This is a genomic window from Cocleimonas sp. KMM 6892 (genome assembly GCF_035798195.1).
Classification (GTDB): domain Bacteria; phylum Pseudomonadota; class Gammaproteobacteria; order Thiotrichales; family Thiotrichaceae; genus Cocleimonas; species Cocleimonas flava.
The window spans coordinates 573,641-594,519 of sequence record NZ_JAPFBV010000002.1; the positions used below are offsets into that span (position 1 = coordinate 573,641).

Genomic DNA, 20,879 nt, shown 5'->3' on the forward strand with positions numbered 1-20,879 from the left:
GAGACGTAATATATTATAACTTTAGATTTTAATTGGATTTTGAATGGATAATAACAACGGTAAGAAATCATCTGAAAAGTTGATAGATAATGCAGATACGACAAACTCAGATGTAAATAAAAAGTTATTAGAAATTCGTGATTCAATTGACGCAATCGACGATCAATTTTTACAATTACTCTCACAGCGTGCAGAATGCGCTGAAAAAGTGGCGCAAATAAAACGTGAAACCGGTGAAGTCGATCTGTGGTTTTATCGACCAGAAAGAGAAGCCCAAATATTAAACCGCGTTACTGAAAATAATCCTGGCCCGCTAAAAAACGAACGAATCACTGCGATTTATCGTGAAATAATTTCATCTTGTTTGGCCTTGGAACAAAGCATTAAAGTCGCTTTTCTTGGTCCTAACGGCACCTTTTCACAAGAAGCATCAAAAAAACATTTTGGTCATGCGGTAGAAACTGTCCCAATGGGATCAATCGGTCAGGTATTTAAAGAAGTCGAAAATGGCACTGTCGATTATGGTGTTGTGCCGATAGAAAACTCTACTGAAGGTGTTATTTCATATACCTTAGATGTTTTCATGCATTCGCCACTAAAGATTAGTGGTGAAATCACCTTGCGAATTCATCAGAACTTAATGACAGTGAATAAAGATTGGCGCACTATCAAACGTGTGTATTCACATCCACAATCTCTGGCTCAATGTCGTCAATGGCTCAATGATAATTTGCCTAATGTAGAGCAAATTCCGGTTTCAAGTAATACTGAAGCGGCTAGAAGAGCTAAAGAAGACCCAGAATCTGGCGCTATCGCAGGCGCTTTAGCAGCTAAAATATATGAACTAGATATTGCCTATAGCAATATAGAAGACAGCAAAGATAACACCACGCGCTTTTTAGTGATTGGTAAACAAGATGTGCCTCAATCTGGTAAAGATAAAACGACGCTGATGATTTCTGCAAAGAATCGCTCTGGTGCGCTTTATCATCTATTAGCGCCTTTAGCTGCACATGGTTTAGATATGACGCGTATTGAGTCAAGACCATCAAGAAATGCAAACTGGGAATATTACTTCTTCATGGATATCGATGGGCACTCAAGTGAACCGAATGTTGCCAAAGCGCTTGAAGAACTTTCCGAAGAGTCCGAACTCATGAGAGTGCTAGGGTCTTACCCTAAAGCTGTCCTTTAATACATTTAACCAATAGTTCTAAGCATTATGACAATTAATTATAAATCACTGGCGATTAATGGCGTTCAAAACTTACAGCCTTATATGCCAGGTAAGCCAATCGATGAATTAGAAAGAGAGCTAGGTGTTAGTAATACGCTAAAGCTTGCTTCCAATGAAAATCCTATGGGCCCTAGTCCTTTGGTCTTAGAAGCATTAGACAAAGCGAAAGCATCAATTCAATTATATCCAGATGGTAATGGGTTTATCTTAAAGCAGAAATTATCAAACATGCTCAAGGTTAACCAGAACCAGATTACATTGGGTAATGGTTCAAATGACGTTTTAGATATGATCGCTAGAACTTTTTTATGCGAAGGACGCGAAGCTATTTATTCACGTTATGCTTTTGCGGTTTACCCGATTAGTATCCAGTCAGTTAATGCCACGGGTGTCGTTGCCGAAGCCTTACCTGTCGATCATGAGACTAATCCTTACGGTCATGATTTGACTGCGATGAAGGACTTAATAAATGATAAAACGCGTGTTATTTTTATCGCTAATCCAAATAATCCTACAGGTACCTGGTTAAAGTCAGATGAATTGCATGAATTTATCTCTGCTGTGCCTAAGGATATTATAGTAGTTGTGGATGAAGCTTATTTTGAATATGTTCAAGAAGGTGAATACCCAGATACGCTACAGTGGCTTGAAGAGTTTCCTAATCTGATCGTAACGCGTACGTTTTCTAAAATTTATGCCTTAGCAGGTCTTCGTGTTGGGTATGCAGTTTGTAGTGCAGAAATTGCGGATTTGCTAAACCGAGTAAGACATCCTTTCAATGTAAATGCTATGGCAATTGAAGCGGCTACCGCTGCCTTAAATGATCAGGATCATCTTGAGAATTGTGTTGATATTAATACCAAGGGAATCAAGTTTTGGCGAGCTGCTTGTCAATATCGTGGTTTAGATTATATTCCAACCGTTGGCAATTTTATTACCATAGACATGGAGCAGAACGCTGTCCCACTTTACGAAGCTATGCTTAAAGAAGCAGTTATCGTTCGACCTATACCTAATTATGGCTTACCTAACCATTTACGTATCACTATTTCTACTGCTGAAGAAAATCAACGTTGTCTTGATGCTTTAGATGTTGCATTAGAGCAATATCCGATCGACTAATCGTCTTTCATAGCTAGTTAATATCTCTAATTAATTTCTTATCATTATTCAATAACATACACACTCTAAACTGATAAAAGAAGAACACTGCATGAAGATTTTTTACAATGATTAAAAAACTAACCATATTTGGTGTTGGTCTTATTGGTGGATCACTTGCTTTATCGTTAAAAAAAGCAAGTTACTGCGAACAAATTGTTGGTTGCAGTCGCAGTGAAGCGCATTTACAAAGAGCTGTTGAATTAGGTGTTATAGACGATTACACACTAGACCCAGTTGCAGCAGTGGAAGGGGCAGATATTGTATTGCTTGCTGTTCCTATTCGCGCAATACCACCTATTCTAAAAACAATAGTTCCTCATCTAGGTGCGAATACGATTGTGACAGACGCAGGTAGTGCTAAAGGGAGTGTATTAGCAGCAGCTAAAGAAGCTTATGATGGTGTACTTCCACCCAATTTTGTCGCTGGGCACCCAATTGCCGGACGCGAGAAAAGTAGTGTCGAAGCTGCAATTGACGATTTATACGTAGATCATAAAGTCATACTGACACCAACCAGTGAAACCAGTAGTGAAGCTGTTTTGAAAATTAAAGAGATGTGGCAAATTACTGGCGCAACAGTCGAAACGTTGGCAGTCAAACAACACGATGATGTTTTAGCAGCTACCAGTCACTTGCCTCACGTGTTAGCGTATTCTTTCGTTAATACCTTATCTAAATCAGAATATGGTGATGCCGTCTTTGATTACACCGCTGGCGGTTTTGCGAGTTTTTCAAGAACGGCGTCCAGTGACCCCGTTATGTGGCGTGATATTTGTCTGGATAACAAAACAGCTATCCTTTCAGTATTGGATAATTTTCAGAAAGATCTAACAGAGCTCAGAAATACCATACAAAATGAAGATGCTGATGAGATAGAACAACTCTTTGCCAAGGCTAAAGCCACGCGCGACAGCATCATTAAATCATAATTTAAGAAAATATATTTTTATGTGTATTACCTCGCATAAAGTTAACACTAACAAGGATTACCCGTACCAATGTCCAATTCAGTAACATTCAAAACGAGCCCAAATGGGAAATTAACTGGAACACTTAGAGTCCCTGGTGATAAATCGATGTCTCATCGTTCTATTATGCTGGGTTCTTTGGCAGATGGTACAACCCATGTGACTGGTTTTTTAACGGGTGAAGATTGTATAGCGACGATGAATGCGTTTAGAAAAATGGGGGTTGCAATCGAAGGTCCATCTGGAGCCAATGGCAATGAAGTCACTATTCATGGCATCGGCATGCATGGTCTACAAAAACCAGAATCTGATTTAGATATGGGAAATAGTGGAACTGCCATGCGCCTGATGACAGGTTTACTCGCAGGGCAATCCTTTGATTCTACACTGATAGGTGATGAATCACTTTCTTCGCGCCCAATGAATAGAATTACTAAACCGCTTGCTAGCATGGGAGCAGTTATCGAAACGCAAGAAGGTGGAACTGCTCCACTGAATATCAAAGGTGGTCATAAATTAACAGGTATTCATTACGATATGCCAGTTGCTAGTGCGCAGGTTAAATCTGCAGTATTACTCGCAGGTTTGTATGCTGAAGGCGAATCTAGTGTTACCGAGCCAGGCATCACACGTGATCATTCAGAACGCATGTTAAGAGGCTTTGGTTATGACGTCACTACTAACGGCAATAGCATGCGTTTAGTCGGTGGTGGATCATTAACAGCTTGTGATATTGATGTGCCAGCAGATATCTCGTCAGCAGCATTTTTTATGGTTGGAGCAAGTATCGCAGAAGGCTCTGATATCACCCTGCAACACGTTGGAATCAATCCAACACGTACAGGTGTGATCGATATTCTTAAGTTGATGGGTGCTGATATTACGCTCTCAAATCAACAAGAAGTGGGTGGAGAGCCTGTAGCAGATATTAGAATTCGTTCTGCAAAGTTAAAAGGCATTCATTTCCCAGAAGAACTGGTTCCATTAGCGATAGATGAATTCCCGGTACTGTTTGTGGCTGCTGCTTGTGCTGAAGGTGAAACACGATTAACCGGCGCAGAAGAGCTGCGTGTTAAGGAAAGTGATAGAATCCAGGTAATGGTAGATGGTTTGGTGAATTGCGGCATTGATGCTGTAGCTACACCAGATGGGATTATTATTCAAAGTGGTCAGCTCACTTCAGGGACAGTAGAAAGTCATGGAGATCACAGAATTGCGATGGCATTTTCAATTGCAGGTTTGCGGGCAAACGGTGAAATCACAATTAATAATTGTGCCAACGTTAATACTTCATTCCCTGACTTTATCGGATTAGCAAGTGGTGTAGGTTTAAATATTAGCGCTAAATGATAGTTCCGATTACGTCTATACGTCATTTCAAATTAGGATGATGACGAATATATCGCTTACTATGACTAACTATGAATAATAAAAAACCCCCTATAAGTAGGGGGGTGACTTTTATAAATATTAAGAGCCGATTAAGCTTTATTTTTAAGCAAGTAGCTTTGAGATGCGTTAGATGGATTTCCAGACAACAGCGATTTCATTGATTTGCACATCCGTTTTTCTTGGTTTAATGCTGTAATCTTCGATATCTACTTCGTCGATAGAATATTCTTCAGCTAAATCATCAATCTTATCTTCCAGTTCTTCTTCAAGATCCCTCAAATCTTCTTCTACTTTTGCGACTTTTTCTTTGGCGCGCCCAACATCACCTCTTTCTTTGAGAACACGTGATCCAGCTCTACCAATAGAAGCTTTAGATTTTCCGAATAGGGCGCCTAAAACAGTAATACCTACGTTTAAAAAGGAACTCGTTGTATCAGACTCTTCTTTTTCCAGGCTTAATGAATAACGATCTAATCGATCCGTTAATACCTTTTCCTTTTTAGCATACCGCTCTTGCAATACTTCAATCGCTTTTTCTTTTTCATCATTTAAAATATCAGCAACACGAACTTTAAAATCTCCTAATGATTCATAAGGCTTAGATAAAAGCTTAGGTGAATCACATTGATAGAGTTCTAGAGCATGCTCGTAATACAACCAGTCAGATAATGATTTTGTCGCTTTACGAAGTTGTTTGTCTTTAGCCACAAAATTAGGGACAACTGCATAATGAGCATCTTCTGGTGCTTTACTTGGTAGTTTAGCAAAGCAATTTTCGACGCCTTCTTCACTCATGGCGTGATCCCAATCTGCGGAAGAATCACTTTCTGATAATTCTAAAGTGAGACAGTAATTTTCTTCTTCATCGATTCCTTTGGATTGATTAAAAAAGTTAAGCGTACAATCTGCCATCAAGCTAGGTATGTATTGCTTCGATCCTGTTAGGTCTGGCATATAATATTGAGGAATACTGCTATCTAGCGTTGAGTAACTATCAAATCCTTCAGGGATAATAGGTGCACTGATGCTTTCTACTTTTTGCTCTTGTTTCTTTTCTGAAAGTGCTTTTTGATCATGCATCAAAGTAGAAATTTCATCACGCTTCAATGGACCTTTAAGATAACTTAACACCCATCGTGTACTGAACAATCGAATATCATCAAGATGCGCGCTTTTAAGGAAGAAAGTACGCTTCTTTAAATTTGCTAATAAGGCGCGTATTTCATCTTTATTGAAACTGGAACCCACTTTTCCGCCCAGACCATCAATCACTCGATCGATATCCTGCGTGGTTTGTAATCGACCGATAAACCAGGTTCCCATATTCGATAGACCTTTATAATCAAGGTCGACAGGGTTTTGCGTACTCAATACAACACCGACACCATAGGCTCTGGCTTGTTTGAGTAATATCAGCATGGGTTCTTTACTGGGAGGATTCTTCGTTGGTGGGAAGAAGCCATAAATCTCATCCATGTAGAGTAATGTTTTTAAGGCAGATGTACCGCTTTGACGTCTCATCCAGGCGACGAATTTATTTAATAACAAGGTTACAAAGAACATACGTTCTTCATCACTTAAATGAGAAATGGAGAATATGGCTACTTTGGCTTTACCATCTTCATCATAAATTAATTTTTGTATATCCAGAGTTTCACCTTCTAACCAGCTTTTAAACGTTGGTGATGCAATGACTGAATTAAATTTTGTGGCAAATTTGAAACGTTCGGACTGAGGATAAAAAGCATCTAATGGCAATACACCAATCTTTTTAAACGGTGGGCTGATGATTCGACCGACTAAATCTTCCAGGCTCAGATCATTGCCATCCATCCATGAATTAGAGATTAACTGTGCCAGTAAGATGTATTCTTTTGATTCAACCGGGTCTGCTTCAATTCCGATTAATGATAATAAGCTACTAACCGTTGAGTTGATGTAAGATGAAAAAGCATCGGTATCATCTAGTACTTCAGAAGGTGGAGTTTCTAGTGAGCTAAGAACATTAATACTAATCCCCGAGCTGCTGCCTGGTGTGTATATGGTTTTTTTAACAGCAGAAAATTTAGCGACTCTTTGGCTATTTTGATGATGACTTTCAATCCCTTCTTTCCACATGGTGGAAATCTTTTTGGCATATTCGTTGACGTCTTGTTCTTTATTTTTAGCTTCATCAGCTACCCAGGGTGCAAAAGAACTCGGCGAAAACTCAGGATCTGTTAAACAAAGATTACCCATATCACCTTTTGGATCTATGACAATAGACGGGATATTATCTATCGCAGCCTCTTCTATAATACCGACGCCTAAACCGGTTTTACCACTGCCTGTCATACCAATAATAGTGGCATGAGTAGTGAAGTTTTTATTCTTTAAAAGTGTAAGGGCTTCGGTAGCTTCCTGAGTGGTTTTATCAATATCTTGACCTAGATAAAAAAGACCCAGTTTTTCGTATGTTTCTACCATTCTATGTGTTCCTTACATTTGTTTATGATTAGGTTTATGAGTACAACAATACCCCATCATACGTTCAAATTAAAGACACAAAAAAGCCTGCTAAAAGCAGGCTTTTTTGTTAACTGATTTGTAATAAATATTACAACGTAATATACCTATTTAAATCAATTAGCGAACAAGACCTAAAGCACGGAATGTGTCTTTAGATAAAACGCCTACAGGTAAACCACGTGAACTCTGGAATGCTTTCAAAGCTGCCGCTGTGCTTGGTCCCATTTTTCCGTCAAGCTTGCCAGGGTTATAACCTTTAGACTTAAGTGCAGCCTGGATACCATAAACGATATTTTGTTTAATCGCAGTCTTGCTTGGCTTTTCTGTAGTGCCTGCTGCTTTAGCCGGGGCTTTTGCAACGGGTTTAGTCATAGTCGCTGCTGGCTTGGTAACTGCTTTAGTCATTGGCGCAGTTTTCACCTTCTTCGATATAACCTTTCTAGGCATACGTTTTTTAGGTGCTGCTTTGCTTGGCATAGGTGCATTCATTACTTTCAGGTACTGCTGATGAGTAATGCCTTGAGCAGGGCGCTTGTATTGAGTCTTGTGCATTGCCTTAGGGCGAACGACAGGCTTACGTTTAACTGCAGCATGACGGTAGTTCTTCGGTGCATTCGTTTTGCAAAGAATTGGACGCCAAACGTAACGTGCTCCAGCTACTTTTACACGGTAGTTTTGTGTTGTGTAACGAGCAGGGCGGTTTACTGTTTTATAAATTGCACCAGACACACGTTGCTTCTGCTTTACTGTTTTATAAACAGCAGGAATCATTTTTCTGATTGTTTGTGCTTTTCTGACGAGTACACGCTTAGATACTGTTTTGTATTGCGCAGGTACTGTCACACGACACATGATCTCACCCGTCATATTATCAATACGTGTAATCGCACCGTGACCTTTACGCCATGTGTTATATGCTGGCTTAACCATCACACGATTATTTTGCGTACGGTATTGCGCAGGTATATGACGATTCTGGTATGTAGCTTTTCTTACCAGTACGCGCTTGTTGATCCAACGATACTGAGGCGCTCTTACTAGAACACGCTTAGACGTAGCTTTCTGGATAAGTACTTTACGTTGTTTAGTAATGTATTTTGCTGGTGTTTTTACTTTAGCAAAACATTGTCCTGGTTTAGCAGGTGGTAAACCCATTCCAGAACGTTTTACTGAATGTGCCGGACGAGGTGCAGGACCACGAGAATAGACTCTTCTAGGCGCTGGGAGCTTAGGTTGATAAACTCTAACAGGTGCTCTTTTAGCAGCAGGAGCAACAGGTTTCGCCATTACAACTGGTGCAGTAGCTTCAACTTGTTGTTGAGATCCACCTGCTTGTGAACTACCAGCTACCTGCGAACCACCTTCGTTTTGTTGTGAACTTCCATTAACAACTTGCGAACCACCAATCACTTGTTGTTGGCTACATCCTGATAATACAGCAGCGAGTATTACACTCGATACAGATAGTTGCGTAGTCATTCTCATGTAAATTTCCTTTTTATTTCTTTAATGTCGAATTAAATGTTTTAGCAAATTGATAATCAATTTAATTAAAAACGAACCCCGAGCAAACCCACTTATTTACCTATCAAGTGATCCGTAATACTTGGCGACAGTATAAAGCGATGTAGTATCCCTTAATATATAGCCAATAGAATAAACGGTAGTCTTTTTCTGTTGAGCACCATTCGTATTCTTTATAATAGCCATGCATTGTATTTTAAAAACAGCGTTGCTTCTCCAAGTAATTAACTTCGCACGATTAATGGAAGATTAATTACCAGGAAAGTCTCTGACTAAAAACTTACAAAAAACGTAATGGGGCGTTATTATTGCTTGATGAGAATTAATCCAGACCAACTAAGTTCATTTCTACAGCAAAAAAGAGAAAATCAGGGTGTATTTCTTCTTTCTGGTGATGAACCCTATCAGCTGATGGAAGCGGCCGACACTATTCGACAGTTCGCAAAACAGCAAGGGTTTACTGAACGCGATATTTTACATGCAGATGGTCAGTTTGACTGGGGTAGTTTACTAGGATCATCCAATAGTTTGTCGTTGTTTAGTGAACGTAAGCTTATTGATTTACGCGTTGAAACAAAAGGTCCTGGTAAAGCAGGCAGTCAGGCTATTCGTGATTATATGGATAATCCACCCGATGATAAAATTCTGTTGATACAAATGCCCAAGCTGGTAGGAAACGCCAAAAATGCAGCCTGGGTAAAAGCCATCGACAAACAAGGCGTGGTTATCCAGATCTGGGATTTATCAGCACCGCAGACTATGGCCTGGATCAATAAACAGATGCGAGAGAAAGGCATGCGGGCTACATCTGATGCGGTTCGATTGCTCACAGAACGAGTTGAAGGGAATCTATTGGCCGCCGCTCAGGAAATCAATAAGCTGAAATTGCTTTATCAAAAAAACGATCAAGACCAAATTGAGATTGATGAAGAGCAAGTACTTGCAGCTGTCAGTGACAGCTCACGTTTTTCAATTTTTGATCTGTCGAACGCAGTGATGCTGGGTGATACACGTCGAATACAACATATTCATCACAACTTAAAAGAAGAGGGTGTGCCAGTTCAACTGATTTTATGGACCTTGTCTGACTTAAGCCGACAACTTTATACAGCCGTACATGGTTTAAACAGTGGTATGCAAATGTCACAGGTAATGAATAAAGTACCCAGACCCAGACAGAAGCCATTTCAGCAGGCACTACAAAGAATGCAAAGAGCGGATTGGCCGCATATTATTAAAATGAATGGCAATATTGATCGCCTTTCAAAGGGTCAGGGAGATATCGCTACCAAAGGTTTAACCAGAGTGTGGTTAGAATTGTTAGAATTAGCATTAACGCTGGCAGGTAATAAAGCTATTAAGGTTTAAATTCTTTATAATATTTATTTGTCACACAGGAAAACAGCAATTTTTATATTTTAACGTCAAGTATAAGACTATAGCCACCCCCCTACTTATGAGCACTTTTTTCTATCATGTATTTGTTGCTTGTATTGTTTGCTTGGCCTCAACTAATCTAAATGAAAAGAAATAGGGTGTGAAGTTACAAGAAACGATGTAGAAAAGAAGTCTTTTAAAAAAAGTAACATAGCAGTAAAAGAATCATAGAGAATAAGACACACATTATGAAACAAGATATTAACGTCTATATGCAAGAATTAGGAATCAAGGCGCGCAAAGCTTCGTCAACCCTTGCTGCTGTAGAATCTAAAACAAAAAATGATGCCTTGCATGCGATAGCTGATAAGTTAATTGCCAATACTGAAACGCTGAAAACAGAAAATGCAAAGGACCTGGAAGCTGGCAAAGCAAAAGGCTTAGACAACGCGATGCTGGACAGACTGGCATTAACCGATGCGAGTATCAAACAGATGGCTGAAGGTTTACGCCAGATTGCCGCTCTGGCTGATCCAGTCGGTGAAATTAATGATTTTAACTATATGCCTTCGGGTATTCAGGTTGGTCAAATGCGCGTACCTCTAGGCGTTATCGGTATTATTTATGAATCTCGCCCTAATGTTACAGCAGATGCTGCAGCACTTTGCTTGAAATCAGGCAATGCCACCATTTTACGCGGTGGTTCTGAAGCGATCCATTCGAATAAAGCCGTTGCACAATGTATTCAGGATGGACTTAAAGAAGCTGGTTTACCGTCTGAATGTGTACAAGTCGTTGAAGTAACGGATAGAGAAGCCGTAGGTGAGTTACTGCGCTTAAAAGACTATGTAGATGTGATTATTCCGCGTGGTGGCAAAGGGCTTATCGAACGCGTTAGCAATGACTCACTGATTCCTGTGATCAAACATCTCGATGGAATATGCCATGTGTATATTGATGATGATGCGGATAAAGAAAAGTCGTTAAAAGTCACTTTCAATTCAAAAAGTCAGCGGTACGGAACCTGCAATACCTTAGAAACATTACTCGTTGCTAAATCTAGAGCTTCTGAAATCTTGCCAGAATTACATTCCTTATTTGTAGAAGAAGGTGTCGAACTTCGTGGCTGTGAACAGACGCAACAAATCATTGATTGTTCTCCAGCCTCGGAAGAAGACTGGCAGACAGAATACTTAGCGCCAATTTTAGCGATTAAAGTCGTTGCTGATCTAGACGAAGCGATTCAACACATCAACACATACAGTTCACAGCACACTGAAAGTATCATCACCCAGGATATCACCAAAACACGACGCTTTATGCGAGAAGTGGATTCTGCCTCGGTGATGGTGAACGCTTCCACCCGTTTTGCAGATGGCTTTGAATATGGGTTGGGCGCTGAAATTGGTATCAGTACCGATAAACTACATGCACGTGGACCTGTTGGTTTAATAGGTTTAACCTCGTTAAAATATGTGGTTTTTGGTGATGGCCACATTCGTCAGTAAAGGTCATTCATAATGAGTAATGTACTTTGATTGCAATTATAGGTGGTACCTTTGATCCCATTCATTTTGGCCACTTACGACCTGCATTAGATATCGCTGAAAAACTGTCATTAACAGAAGTTCGATTCATTCCTAGTGCAACGCCGCCGCATCGCTGGCAGCCTGAAGCCAGCGCTGAAGATAGAATCAATATGGTTAAATTGTCTATAGAAGGCACAAAACCTTTTATTCTTGATGATCGTGAGTATCATCGCGAAGGCGCTTCCTATACCATAGACACTTTGAAATCTATCCGATTTGAAATTGGCAATGATCAGTCTTTTTCAATGATATTGGGGCTCGATGCGTTTCAATCTTTTACCAGTTGGAAAGACTGGAAAGACATTGTAGAAACCTGTCATATTGTGATTGCTGCGCGACCGGGCTATCAAATTGATGAGACGCTTGATGAGTATTTGGCAACGCGCGTAACTGACAATATTGATGACTTGAAATCATTGGCCGCGGGAAAAATCTATTTTTGTGATGTAACGCAATTAGATATTTCTGCCACCATGATCAGGGATAAATTAAAAAACCAACAATCATGTGATTACTTAACACCTGCAAAGGTCTGTGATTATATTGAATCAAACAAATTATATGGGTCTGATAAGTAGTTACTCTAGATAACCATCTAGATAATGAGTACACACTTAGATCTTAACCAAAGTAGATAAAATATGAAATTAAATGAAATAAGCGATCTGGTACAAAACGCGCTTGAAGATATGAAAGCTGTTGATATTGTTGCCGTAGACGTTACTGGCAAATCTTCAATGACAGATAAATTGTATATAGCCACAGGTAATTCAACCCGCCACGTAAAATCTATCGCAGAGAATGTCGTGATAGAAGCTAAAAAAGCTGGCCTTGATGTTATCGGCACTGAAGGCAAAGGATCATCAGAATGGGTGCTTGTTGACCTTAATGATGTGATTGTTCATGTGATGCTGGAAACTACGCGTGAGTTCTATCAATTAGAGAAATTGTGGTCTGCCGATGATGCAAACGACAAAAGTGTCGAACAAGCAGTCGCTGACAAAAACGCCTAGTTAAATCCAAAGCACTACTCACATAGATGAATATCTTCCTGCTTGCTGTTGGAACCAAAATGCCAGACTGGGTGACTCAAGGTTATAATGAGTATGCCCAGCGCTTGCCAGCAAAGTGCGCATTAGTCCTTAAAGAAATACCCGCCGAAAAACGACTAAAGAACAGTAATATAAACGCAATTACTGAGAAAGAATCCGAAAAAATCAAAGCAGCTATTCCTAATAATTGCCGTCTGGTTGTGCTCGATGTAAAAGGAAAATCGTGGAGTACCGAACAGCTAGCGACACGCATGCAAGACTGGATGATGGGTGGTCAGGATGTCGCGCTGGTAATTGGTGGTCCGGATGGCCTGAGCAAGGATATTCTATCAATGGCTCAAGAGAAATGGTCATTGTCTGCACTCACGTTTCCTCATCCATTAGTCAGAGTAATCCTCGCTGAACAGATTTATCGTGCGTATACAGTCACAGAAAATCATCCTTACCATCGTGCTGGATAAGATGAGATTCGTACTATGAGCCAGATTATCCTTGCTTCTGCATCACCGCGACGCGCCGAATTACTCGATCAGGTTGGTATCACTTACGATATTCAAAGTGTCGATATCGATGAAAGCGTCAGACCCAATGAATCAGCAGAAGACTTGGTGCAACGTTTAGCTATCGAAAAATCACAAGCTGTAACAAATACAGATAAACCTGTTCTTGGTTCAGACACCTTAGGTTTAATAAATGATCATATCCTGGTTAAACCGACTGATTTGGATCATTCCATCAAAATGTTATCGGATATGTCAGGAAACTGGCATGAAATTTTATCCGCAGTAGCGATCAGTTATAACGGAAATACCCACGTTAAACTAAATCGTAATCGCGTATTATTTCGTGAAATAACTCAAGATGAGATGATACGATATTGGAAAACAGGAGAACCTCAGGATAAAGCGGGTTCTTATGCTATTCAAGGAATCGCTGCGATGTTTATTCAGCGAATCGAAGGTTCATATTCTGGCATAATGGGCTTGCCTTTATTTGAGACAATGCAATTGCTTAATGACTTGGGTATCAGTAATCTAGAAACAAACGAATAAAACGAACATCAAAATAACAAACAACTTTCAGGTTAATCGATGAGCACAGAAATACTAATAAATGTAACACCACAAGAATCACGCGTCGCATTGGTTGAAAACGGTATTCTGCAAGAATTGATGATCGAACGAAGCTCTAATCAGGGTATCGTGGGTAATATTTACAAAGGAAAAGTCAGTCGTGTACTACCCGGAATGGAAGCTGCCTTTATTGATATTGGGCAGGAAAAAGCAGCATTTTTGCACGCTTCTGATTTACGCTTCCCCAAAGAACAAATTTTTAATGGCGATACGCCAGATGAAGACATCCAACTTCCGCCAATATCCGAATTACTCCATGAAGGTAAATATGTTTTAGTCCAGGTGATTAAAGACCCACTTGGAACTAAAGGTGCGCGTTTAACTATGCACGTAACGATTCCTTCGCGCTATGTCGTATTAATGCCGGACACCAACACGATTGGTGTTTCCAGCAAAATTGATGATGAAGAGGAACGCAAACGCCTAAAAAATCTAATCGCTCATTATCGTGAAAAAGTAGATACCGATAACCCCGACTTAGATTTACTCAAAGAACAAAAATTTGGCTATATTGCGCGTACCGCAGCAGAAGGTATCGAAGATGACGCAATTGCTGCCGATATACTCTTTTTAAACAAGCTCTGGAAAAAAGTAAACGATGCTTCCGGACAATCCGAAACCAAAAAGATATATTCTGATTTGCCCTTAGTGCAGCGCGCACTGAGAGATATGGTCGCGGAAGATATTGAAAGCATTAAAGTTGATTCGCGCGAAACGTTGGCTAAGCTTTTAGAATTTTCGAAAATCTATATCCCTGAGTTGTCCGATAAAATTGAATATTACACAGGAAAACGGCCTATTTTTGACCTTCATTCTGTGGAAGATGAAATTCAAAAATCGTTAAAGCGCAAGGTTAGTCTGAAGTCTGGTGGTTATTTGATCGTCGATCAAACAGAAGCGATGACGACTATCGATGTTAATACCGGTGGTTTTGTAGGGCATCGTAATTTAGAAGAAACCATATTCAAGACAAATCTTGAAGCAGCGCAAACCTTAGCTCGTCAATTACGTTTAAGAAATCTTGGTGGGATTATAATCCTGGATTTCATCGACATGAAACAGGATGATCATAAAGAGCAGGTGTTAGCCGCGCTGGAAAAAGCCTTAGAAAACGACAGCGCGAAAACCTCCGTGACGTCTTTGTCTAGTCTCGGCTTGGTAGAAATGACCCGTAAACGTACCAGAGAATCACTTGAGCACATTTTGTGTGAATCGTGTTCTACCTGTGAAGGGCGCGGTTACATTAAGACTGCTACAACTGTTTGTTATGAAATTTTCAGAGAGATCTTAAGAGAAGCACGTCAATTTGATGCGCGTGAATTACTGGTACTGGCATCCCTGGATGTGACTGATTTGTTACTGGATGAAGAGTCAGATAGTTTAGCGGAGTTACAAGAGTTTATTGGTGTGCCTATTCGTTTTCAGGCTGAGTCTTTATATACACAAGAACAATTTGATGTGGTTCTATTGTAAAAAAAACGCTCCAAATTAGGGGGGTGCCTATTTAAAAGGTACCTATAGTAAAAGGGATGACTAACTATTTATTTAGTCACCCCAATTTCTTTTTTTAATTCTTTCTTTGATCCTTTAGTTAACTTCTAAAGGATCTATTTCATTCACCATTTCCTGACGTTCTGTTTTTCCTTTGTAACGACTAATCGCGAAATTATCACTTAAAATTTCTGGTTCTTTACCGCAAACTATATCCGTCGATACTCGCGCCGATCCGAAGCTCATTGTCCACCCTAACGTTCCGTGACCAGTGTTTAAATAGAGATTGCTGATATCTGTCTTGCCAATAATCGGCGTCCCGTCTGGAGTCATTGGGCGCAATCCGCACCAGAAATTATCTTCTGTCAGATCGGTACCATTAGGGAATAAATTAGAAATAACAAACTGCATGGTTTTACGCTGTCTATCGCCGAGACTCAAGTCATAACCGGTTAGTTCTGCAATCCCAGCGATTCGAATTCTATTGCCTAAGCGAGTGATAGCCACTTTGTAGGTTTCATCCATAATCGTTGAAACAGGTGACGCATTTTCGTTAGTCACAGGAATAGTCAAAGAGTAACCTTTAACAGGGTATACAGGACTATCTATACCGACTTCTTTTAGTAGTGGCGTTGCATAACACCCTAAAGCCATAATGTACTTATCTGCCGTTAAGTCGCCAGAACTGGTAGCAACAGACGAAATTTTTCCATCGCGCATATTCAGTTTGTTGATCGATGTATCGAATTTGAACTCAACGCCCATCTCACGACATTTTTCCATCAGTTGTGTCGTAAGTTTGAAGCAATCACCCGTCATGTCATTGATCAGACGTAAACCACCCACGATATCTTTTTTGACATCTGCCAGACCCGGTTCAACGGCGACACATCCATCAGCATCAAGTAACTCATAGGGAACATTATTTTCTTCAAGAACAGCAATATCTTTGGCAGATGCTTTCAATTGAGCCTCTGTTCTAAATATTTGTAAAGTACCTTTGCGCTCATGGTTGTAATCAAACTCTAACTCACCATCAAGCTCTAGCAAGCAATGACGGCTGTATTCTGCGAGTCTGACCATGCGGTCTTTATTGATACTGTAGGCCTTCGGTGTGCAGTTAGCGAACATACGCGTGATGAATTTCAGTTTATCCCACTCGGGTTTAAAATTAACAATGAGAGGGGCATACTTGCTTAGCATCCATTTAACTGCCTTTTGAGGCACGCCAGGGGCTGCCCATGGTGCAGAGTAGCCAGGAGAAAGTTGTCCGGCATTAGCAAAGCTGGTTTCTAGGCCCGCACTGGATTGACGATCGACGACCGTTACCTGATGGCCTTCTTTTGCCAAGTAATAAGCATTTGTTACACCGATAACACCACTGCCAAGAATAAGAACGTGCATAACTACATTACCTAAATAAGTACATTGAAAGTAATCTAATGATAGGTAATTAATGAAAATAGATTCTGCTGAAGTTTAAATAATCCCAGAAAATTGTATGCTAAAACGCAGAAAATCAGTAATTAATATTGCGATACAATAATGGGGCATTATATATGAGTGTATATAAGGAATGCCCCAAGATATAACGTTGGTTTTATTGTTGTTATTAAAAAACCAGACGACAATACTCATTAAATAAATGTTTGGATAACACTACTAACAAGGTGGCGCTGAATGTGCATAATATAATTCCCGATTACATGGTGAATTCTTGTTAGTATAAAATTCAGAACTATAAAAAAAGGCCTATAAGTAGGGGGGTGTGTTATAACTAAATTAACAGATCTAGTTTATTATAGTTAAAGGGCTTTCTTGCCATTTACATTGTCTATTTTCATAATGTTCATACCTCTAACATTGGATGTTATATGCCGCGTTTAAATCAGTTTTTTCGTCAATCTTTCTTTTACGTTTTAATGTGTTTGCTATTAGCTGGGACTTTCTTCGGTCTCGTTCATGCTGACATTAATACAGCGACTGAGCATCTACAGGGGCGTAATAAAAGCAGTATTACTGATGAGATAAGAAAACAAATCTCAGCAAACGACGAATCTGGTGATGAAGAATCTGATAAAGACGAATCTACAGAAACAAAAAGACCGGAACCCGTATTAGGCATTAATACGGCAGATGTCAGGGAAGATACTTCCAGCGTACAGTTTCTGGATCTCTTTAAATCGTCCATTCCATTTCAGGAAACCGTTCCCTGGGGTAGCAGTAAAGGCCTTGAATACGATGAATATGGTTGGCCCAGTGATTTAAAAGGTGGTCAAGCAGGCACTAAATTTCTCAACAGATTGCCACAAGATACCGTTGAAGATGGTTTCTTTACCGTACTTTATGACGGTGAAGGTGAGATTTTCTACGGTAATGATGCCCGTTTGATTGTGCATCGACCTAATAAAGACATTATCGAAATAAAAGCAGGTACAGATAAAATACTGAATGCATCTTTATTCATAAAAAAATCCAACCCCGAGAATTACATACGGAATATTCGTATTTTACCAGAAGGAGGCATCTGTAAAGACTCTCCACATATTCGTGTAAAAACTGATCTGGACTGTGAAAAGGGAGAATATCTGTCTTTTGAAGATAACCATTTAAACCCATTAGCGGATGAACAACTCAAGCTGCGTTTAAAAGATCAGACATCTGAAACCTCCTCAGATGATAGTGATGATGTAGCTAGTGATGTAGCTAGTGATAGTGAAATTAATGATGACAACGATTCAAAAAATACAGCTAGCTCTGACAAATTAAAGGCCGAGAATACTAAAGAGAAAGAGTCTGAAAAGTCCAAGAAAGTCAGTAATAAAGAAGCAACTAAAGACACAAAAAAAATTACTGAAAATGAAGACCGCAATAAGCCTCAATCAAATAAAAATAACAAAAATATAAAGTATGAAATAAAAGGTTATTCAGACGTAAGCAAAGCGATCGTCTTTAATCCTGACTACTTGAACTTCATGAAAGATTTTCAGGTAATACGCTATATGAATATGTCCGGAATGACGCGTAACCCTGTAACAGACTGGAAAGCTAGAAACACACTGAAGAAAGCCAGCTGGGGTGGCAAGTATGGTTCCCGCGGTGCACCTGTTGAGGTGATGGTGGCTTTATCTAATCAGATCAAAGCTGATCCGTGGTTTTCCATGCCTTTTAAAGCCAGCGACGATTACATTAAAGCGTTTGGCGAGTATGTTAACGAACATTTGAATAAAGAGTTAAAAGCGTATATCGAATACAGCAACGAAGTCTGGAATCCTATTTTTTCTCATCACGATTACGCCATTGCAGAAGGTATGAAGCAAAAACTGGATGAAAAGAAATCCATAGCTGGTTACAAGTGGTATTCATTACGCAGTGTTAAAACCTTTAAAATATGGGAAGAGGTTTTTGGCGGTAATGATAGATTGGTGCGCGTTCTCGGTAGTTGGGCCAGCAATCAAACCATGTCGAGCACGATTCTTTCCTATAAAGATGCTTATAAACATACGGATGCTGTTGCCATAGGTCCGTATTTTTCTGCTCACCCTAGAGTATTAAGGCGCGCTAAGACAGTCGATGATGTATTCAAGGCAATGCTTGATAAAACCACTAAATGGGGAATGGATTCAACGATCAACTACATAAAAAAACAAGCGAATGTAGCTAAATCTTTTGGTGTTGATTTGGTTGCTTATGAAGGTGGGCAACATTTGGTAGACTGGAATACTCGAAAGGTCGATGAACATCCCAATAAACTACTCTATGCTGCAAATCGTGACCCACGTATGGGTATTTTATACGATGAATTAATGGAAGGTTGGCAACGAAATGGTGGCAAATTATTCGTTGCTTTCAGTGCGCCCAGAATCTATAGCTGGTATGGCAGCTGGGGACTTAAGGAACATATACGTCAACCTCGTAGCGAAGCACCGAAATATGACTCACTGATTCGGTATTTGAATGCACGTTTGTACCCTGAAGAGCAAACAGAAAACTCCGCCAATTCGGGTATGGCATTACTCAATGGAGAGAGTGCTGACACTCCCGTTATATATGCTAAAACTCCTAATGACATTTGGGCTTTGAATGCTGCTCATGCCATTAAATCTCATATTAAAGACAATAGCAGCCGAGACATCTCAGCAAGCTGGCAAGCAAGTTGGGACACCAAGCATCTCTATATCAGTCTGGCCGTAAATGATGACGACTTACAAAACGGTGATAGTGTTTCATTAACCCTCGACACGACAACTGAAGAACAGATCAAAGCTAAGAAAATAGCGCAGGAAAAAATCGATATCAAAACCGAGAAAAAGCTATTAGCGAAAAAGAAAGAAGAACAAGCTGCACGTAAAAAAGTGTACGAAGCCAGAGCAAAAGCTCAAGCTGAAAAAGCCAAGAAAAAAGAGAAAGAAAATAAGAAAGAAGCAGATAAAGAAAAAGATAAAGATAATGAGATAGAAGAATCTAGCGATTCATCTAAAAAGAAGTCTGTCTCTGTAACAGCTGAAGAAACAAACGATAAAACAACCATTGAAAAAGACAAAGAAAATTTGTCCGAAAAAGTAAAAAATGATGACAAAGCATCAATCAAGGATGTTACTAAAACGATAGAAAAAGAATTAAAGAAATCCTTGAAAAAATCCAGAGAATCAAACAAAGAATCAAACAAAGATGAGGTCTTAACTTCTAAGAATAAAGCTGAAACAAAGTCGGATAACGAATCGAATACTGAAACCAGTACCGAAACAAATACCGAAAAAAATAAGAGTAATGCAAAATCTTCTGAAAATAAGACTGCCAAACAAGAGCTAATGACAATTTCAGATGAAGCAAAGAAAGCTAAATCAAAAGATACTGCGAAAGATGATTCGGATGATGGTGCGAAAGAAGATGCCAAAGAGAATGCAAAAGAGAAAACGAAAGATTCAACAGAAAAACCTGCTGAAATAGCAAACAACGATGCTAATCAGGATGAATCAAACAAAGATCAATCTGCTACTGAAGATGATTTAGAAGCTAAAGTAAATACTGATCAATCTAAAACAGTAGATGTAGCAGAGACTCAAGTAACGCCAAAGATATCAATCACAGAAAATGCCATTACTTTTACTTTTACACCTTTTGACGAAGCGACAACTAAAGCTCGTACCATCAGAACTGATGCCGGTTATTTATTAAATCTGGCGATACCCTGGAAACAGATTTACGCAAAGCCTGCTATTGATGACCCAGATAGTGAAGATGATGCAGCCACTAAAAACAAAGAAGATACTGATAAAAGCGTAGTAGATAACTATCAACCTAAGCCCGGAGACAAGTTAGGTATAAATATTGTAATTTCTGATGTTGATACAGGAGAAAAAGGAGGCAAAGAGTTGCGATCAGCAGACACTAATCTTCCTTTGCCAAAATTAATTTTAAAGAACTCCCTTACCGATTAGTGC

The 20,879-nt window shown here is 39.6% G+C and carries 15 protein-coding genes; 12 read left to right on the forward strand and 3 right to left on the reverse strand.

The window, feature by feature from the left end; genetic code table 11:
* The first annotated feature begins 43 nt into the window (after positions 1-43).
* From pheA to aroA, 4 genes are all read left to right on the forward strand, one after another.
* Complete coding sequence (gene pheA, locus OO007_RS08130; RefSeq protein WP_131905266.1) at positions 44-1,195, forward strand: prephenate dehydratase; 1,152 nt, start codon at positions 44-46, stop codon at positions 1,193-1,195.
* Positions 1,196-1,222: 27 nt separating this feature from the next.
* Positions 1,223-2,359 carry a histidinol-phosphate transaminase gene (hisC, locus tag OO007_RS08135; RefSeq protein ID WP_131905265.1) on the forward strand — a complete coding sequence of 379 codons (1,137 nt, stop codon included), beginning with the start codon at positions 1,223-1,225 and terminating at the stop codon, positions 2,357-2,359.
* A gap of 107 nt (positions 2,360-2,466) precedes the next feature.
* Positions 2,467-3,330, forward strand: coding sequence for a prephenate dehydrogenase (locus OO007_RS08140; protein WP_165874647.1), 864 nt, complete (start codon positions 2,467-2,469; stop codon positions 3,328-3,330).
* Between the two features lie 69 nt (positions 3,331-3,399).
* Entirely contained in the window at positions 3,400-4,719 is a 1,320-nt protein-coding gene (gene aroA, locus OO007_RS08145) for a 3-phosphoshikimate 1-carboxyvinyltransferase (protein ID WP_165874646.1), read from the forward strand.
* A gap of 168 nt (positions 4,720-4,887) precedes the next feature.
* Here the strand turns inward: aroA and OO007_RS08150 are convergent, their stop codons facing one another.
* Together OO007_RS08150 and OO007_RS08155 are read right to left on the reverse strand one after the other, a co-directional pair.
* Entirely contained in the window at positions 4,888-7,227 is a 2,340-nt protein-coding gene (locus tag OO007_RS08150; protein WP_325808427.1) for an ATP-binding protein, read from the reverse strand.
* Between the two features lie 159 nt (positions 7,228-7,386).
* Positions 7,387-8,748: a peptidoglycan-binding protein gene (locus OO007_RS08155; RefSeq protein ID WP_325808428.1), complete on the reverse strand. Its 1,362-nt coding sequence runs from the start codon at positions 8,746-8,748 to the stop codon at positions 7,387-7,389.
* 360 nt (positions 8,749-9,108) lie between these two features.
* Here OO007_RS08155 and holA point away from each other — a divergent pair, with 360 nt between their 5' ends.
* The 7 genes from holA (at position 9,109) to rng (ending at position 15,417) form a co-directional block, all read left to right on the forward strand.
* Complete coding sequence (holA, locus tag OO007_RS08160) at positions 9,109-10,161, forward strand: DNA polymerase III subunit delta (RefSeq protein ID WP_165874645.1); 1,053 nt, start codon at positions 9,109-9,111, stop codon at positions 10,159-10,161.
* 257 nt (positions 10,162-10,418) lie between these two features.
* The gene (locus tag OO007_RS08165) at positions 10,419-11,678 is read left to right on the forward strand and encodes a glutamate-5-semialdehyde dehydrogenase (protein WP_325808429.1); all 1,260 of its coding nucleotides are present in this window, start codon (positions 10,419-10,421) and stop codon (positions 11,676-11,678) included.
* Positions 11,679-11,704: 26 nt separating this feature from the next.
* Positions 11,705-12,337, forward strand: coding sequence for a nicotinate-nucleotide adenylyltransferase (gene nadD / locus OO007_RS08170; RefSeq protein ID WP_325808430.1), 633 nt, complete (start codon positions 11,705-11,707; stop codon positions 12,335-12,337).
* Between the two features lie 63 nt (positions 12,338-12,400).
* The gene (gene rsfS, locus OO007_RS08175; protein WP_325808431.1) at positions 12,401-12,772 is read left to right on the forward strand and encodes a ribosome silencing factor; all 372 of its coding nucleotides are present in this window, start codon (positions 12,401-12,403) and stop codon (positions 12,770-12,772) included.
* Positions 12,773-12,798: 26 nt separating this feature from the next.
* Positions 12,799-13,272 (forward strand): 23S rRNA (pseudouridine(1915)-N(3))-methyltransferase RlmH, encoded by a 474-nt coding sequence (gene rlmH / locus OO007_RS08180; RefSeq protein ID WP_299872439.1) that lies wholly within the window; start codon positions 12,799-12,801, stop codon positions 13,270-13,272.
* 15 nt (positions 13,273-13,287) lie between these two features.
* Positions 13,288-13,863 carry a Maf family protein gene (locus tag OO007_RS08185; protein ID WP_325808432.1) on the forward strand — a complete coding sequence of 192 codons (576 nt, stop codon included), beginning with the start codon at positions 13,288-13,290 and terminating at the stop codon, positions 13,861-13,863.
* Between the two features lie 39 nt (positions 13,864-13,902).
* The gene (rng, locus tag OO007_RS08190; protein ID WP_131905256.1) at positions 13,903-15,417 is read left to right on the forward strand and encodes a ribonuclease G; all 1,515 of its coding nucleotides are present in this window, start codon (positions 13,903-13,905) and stop codon (positions 15,415-15,417) included.
* A gap of 114 nt (positions 15,418-15,531) precedes the next feature.
* On the opposite strand, the gene OO007_RS08195 is transcribed toward rng, so the two are convergent.
* Positions 15,532-16,839: a D-amino acid dehydrogenase gene (locus tag OO007_RS08195; RefSeq protein WP_325808433.1), complete on the reverse strand. Its 1,308-nt coding sequence runs from the start codon at positions 16,837-16,839 to the stop codon at positions 15,532-15,534.
* A 470-nt stretch (positions 16,840-17,309) separates the two neighbouring features.
* Here OO007_RS08195 and OO007_RS08200 point away from each other — a divergent pair, with 470 nt between their 5' ends.
* The gene (locus tag OO007_RS08200) at positions 17,310-20,876 is read left to right on the forward strand and encodes a hypothetical protein (RefSeq protein ID WP_325808434.1); all 3,567 of its coding nucleotides are present in this window, start codon (positions 17,310-17,312) and stop codon (positions 20,874-20,876) included.
* Positions 20,877-20,879: the final 3 nt, after the last annotated feature.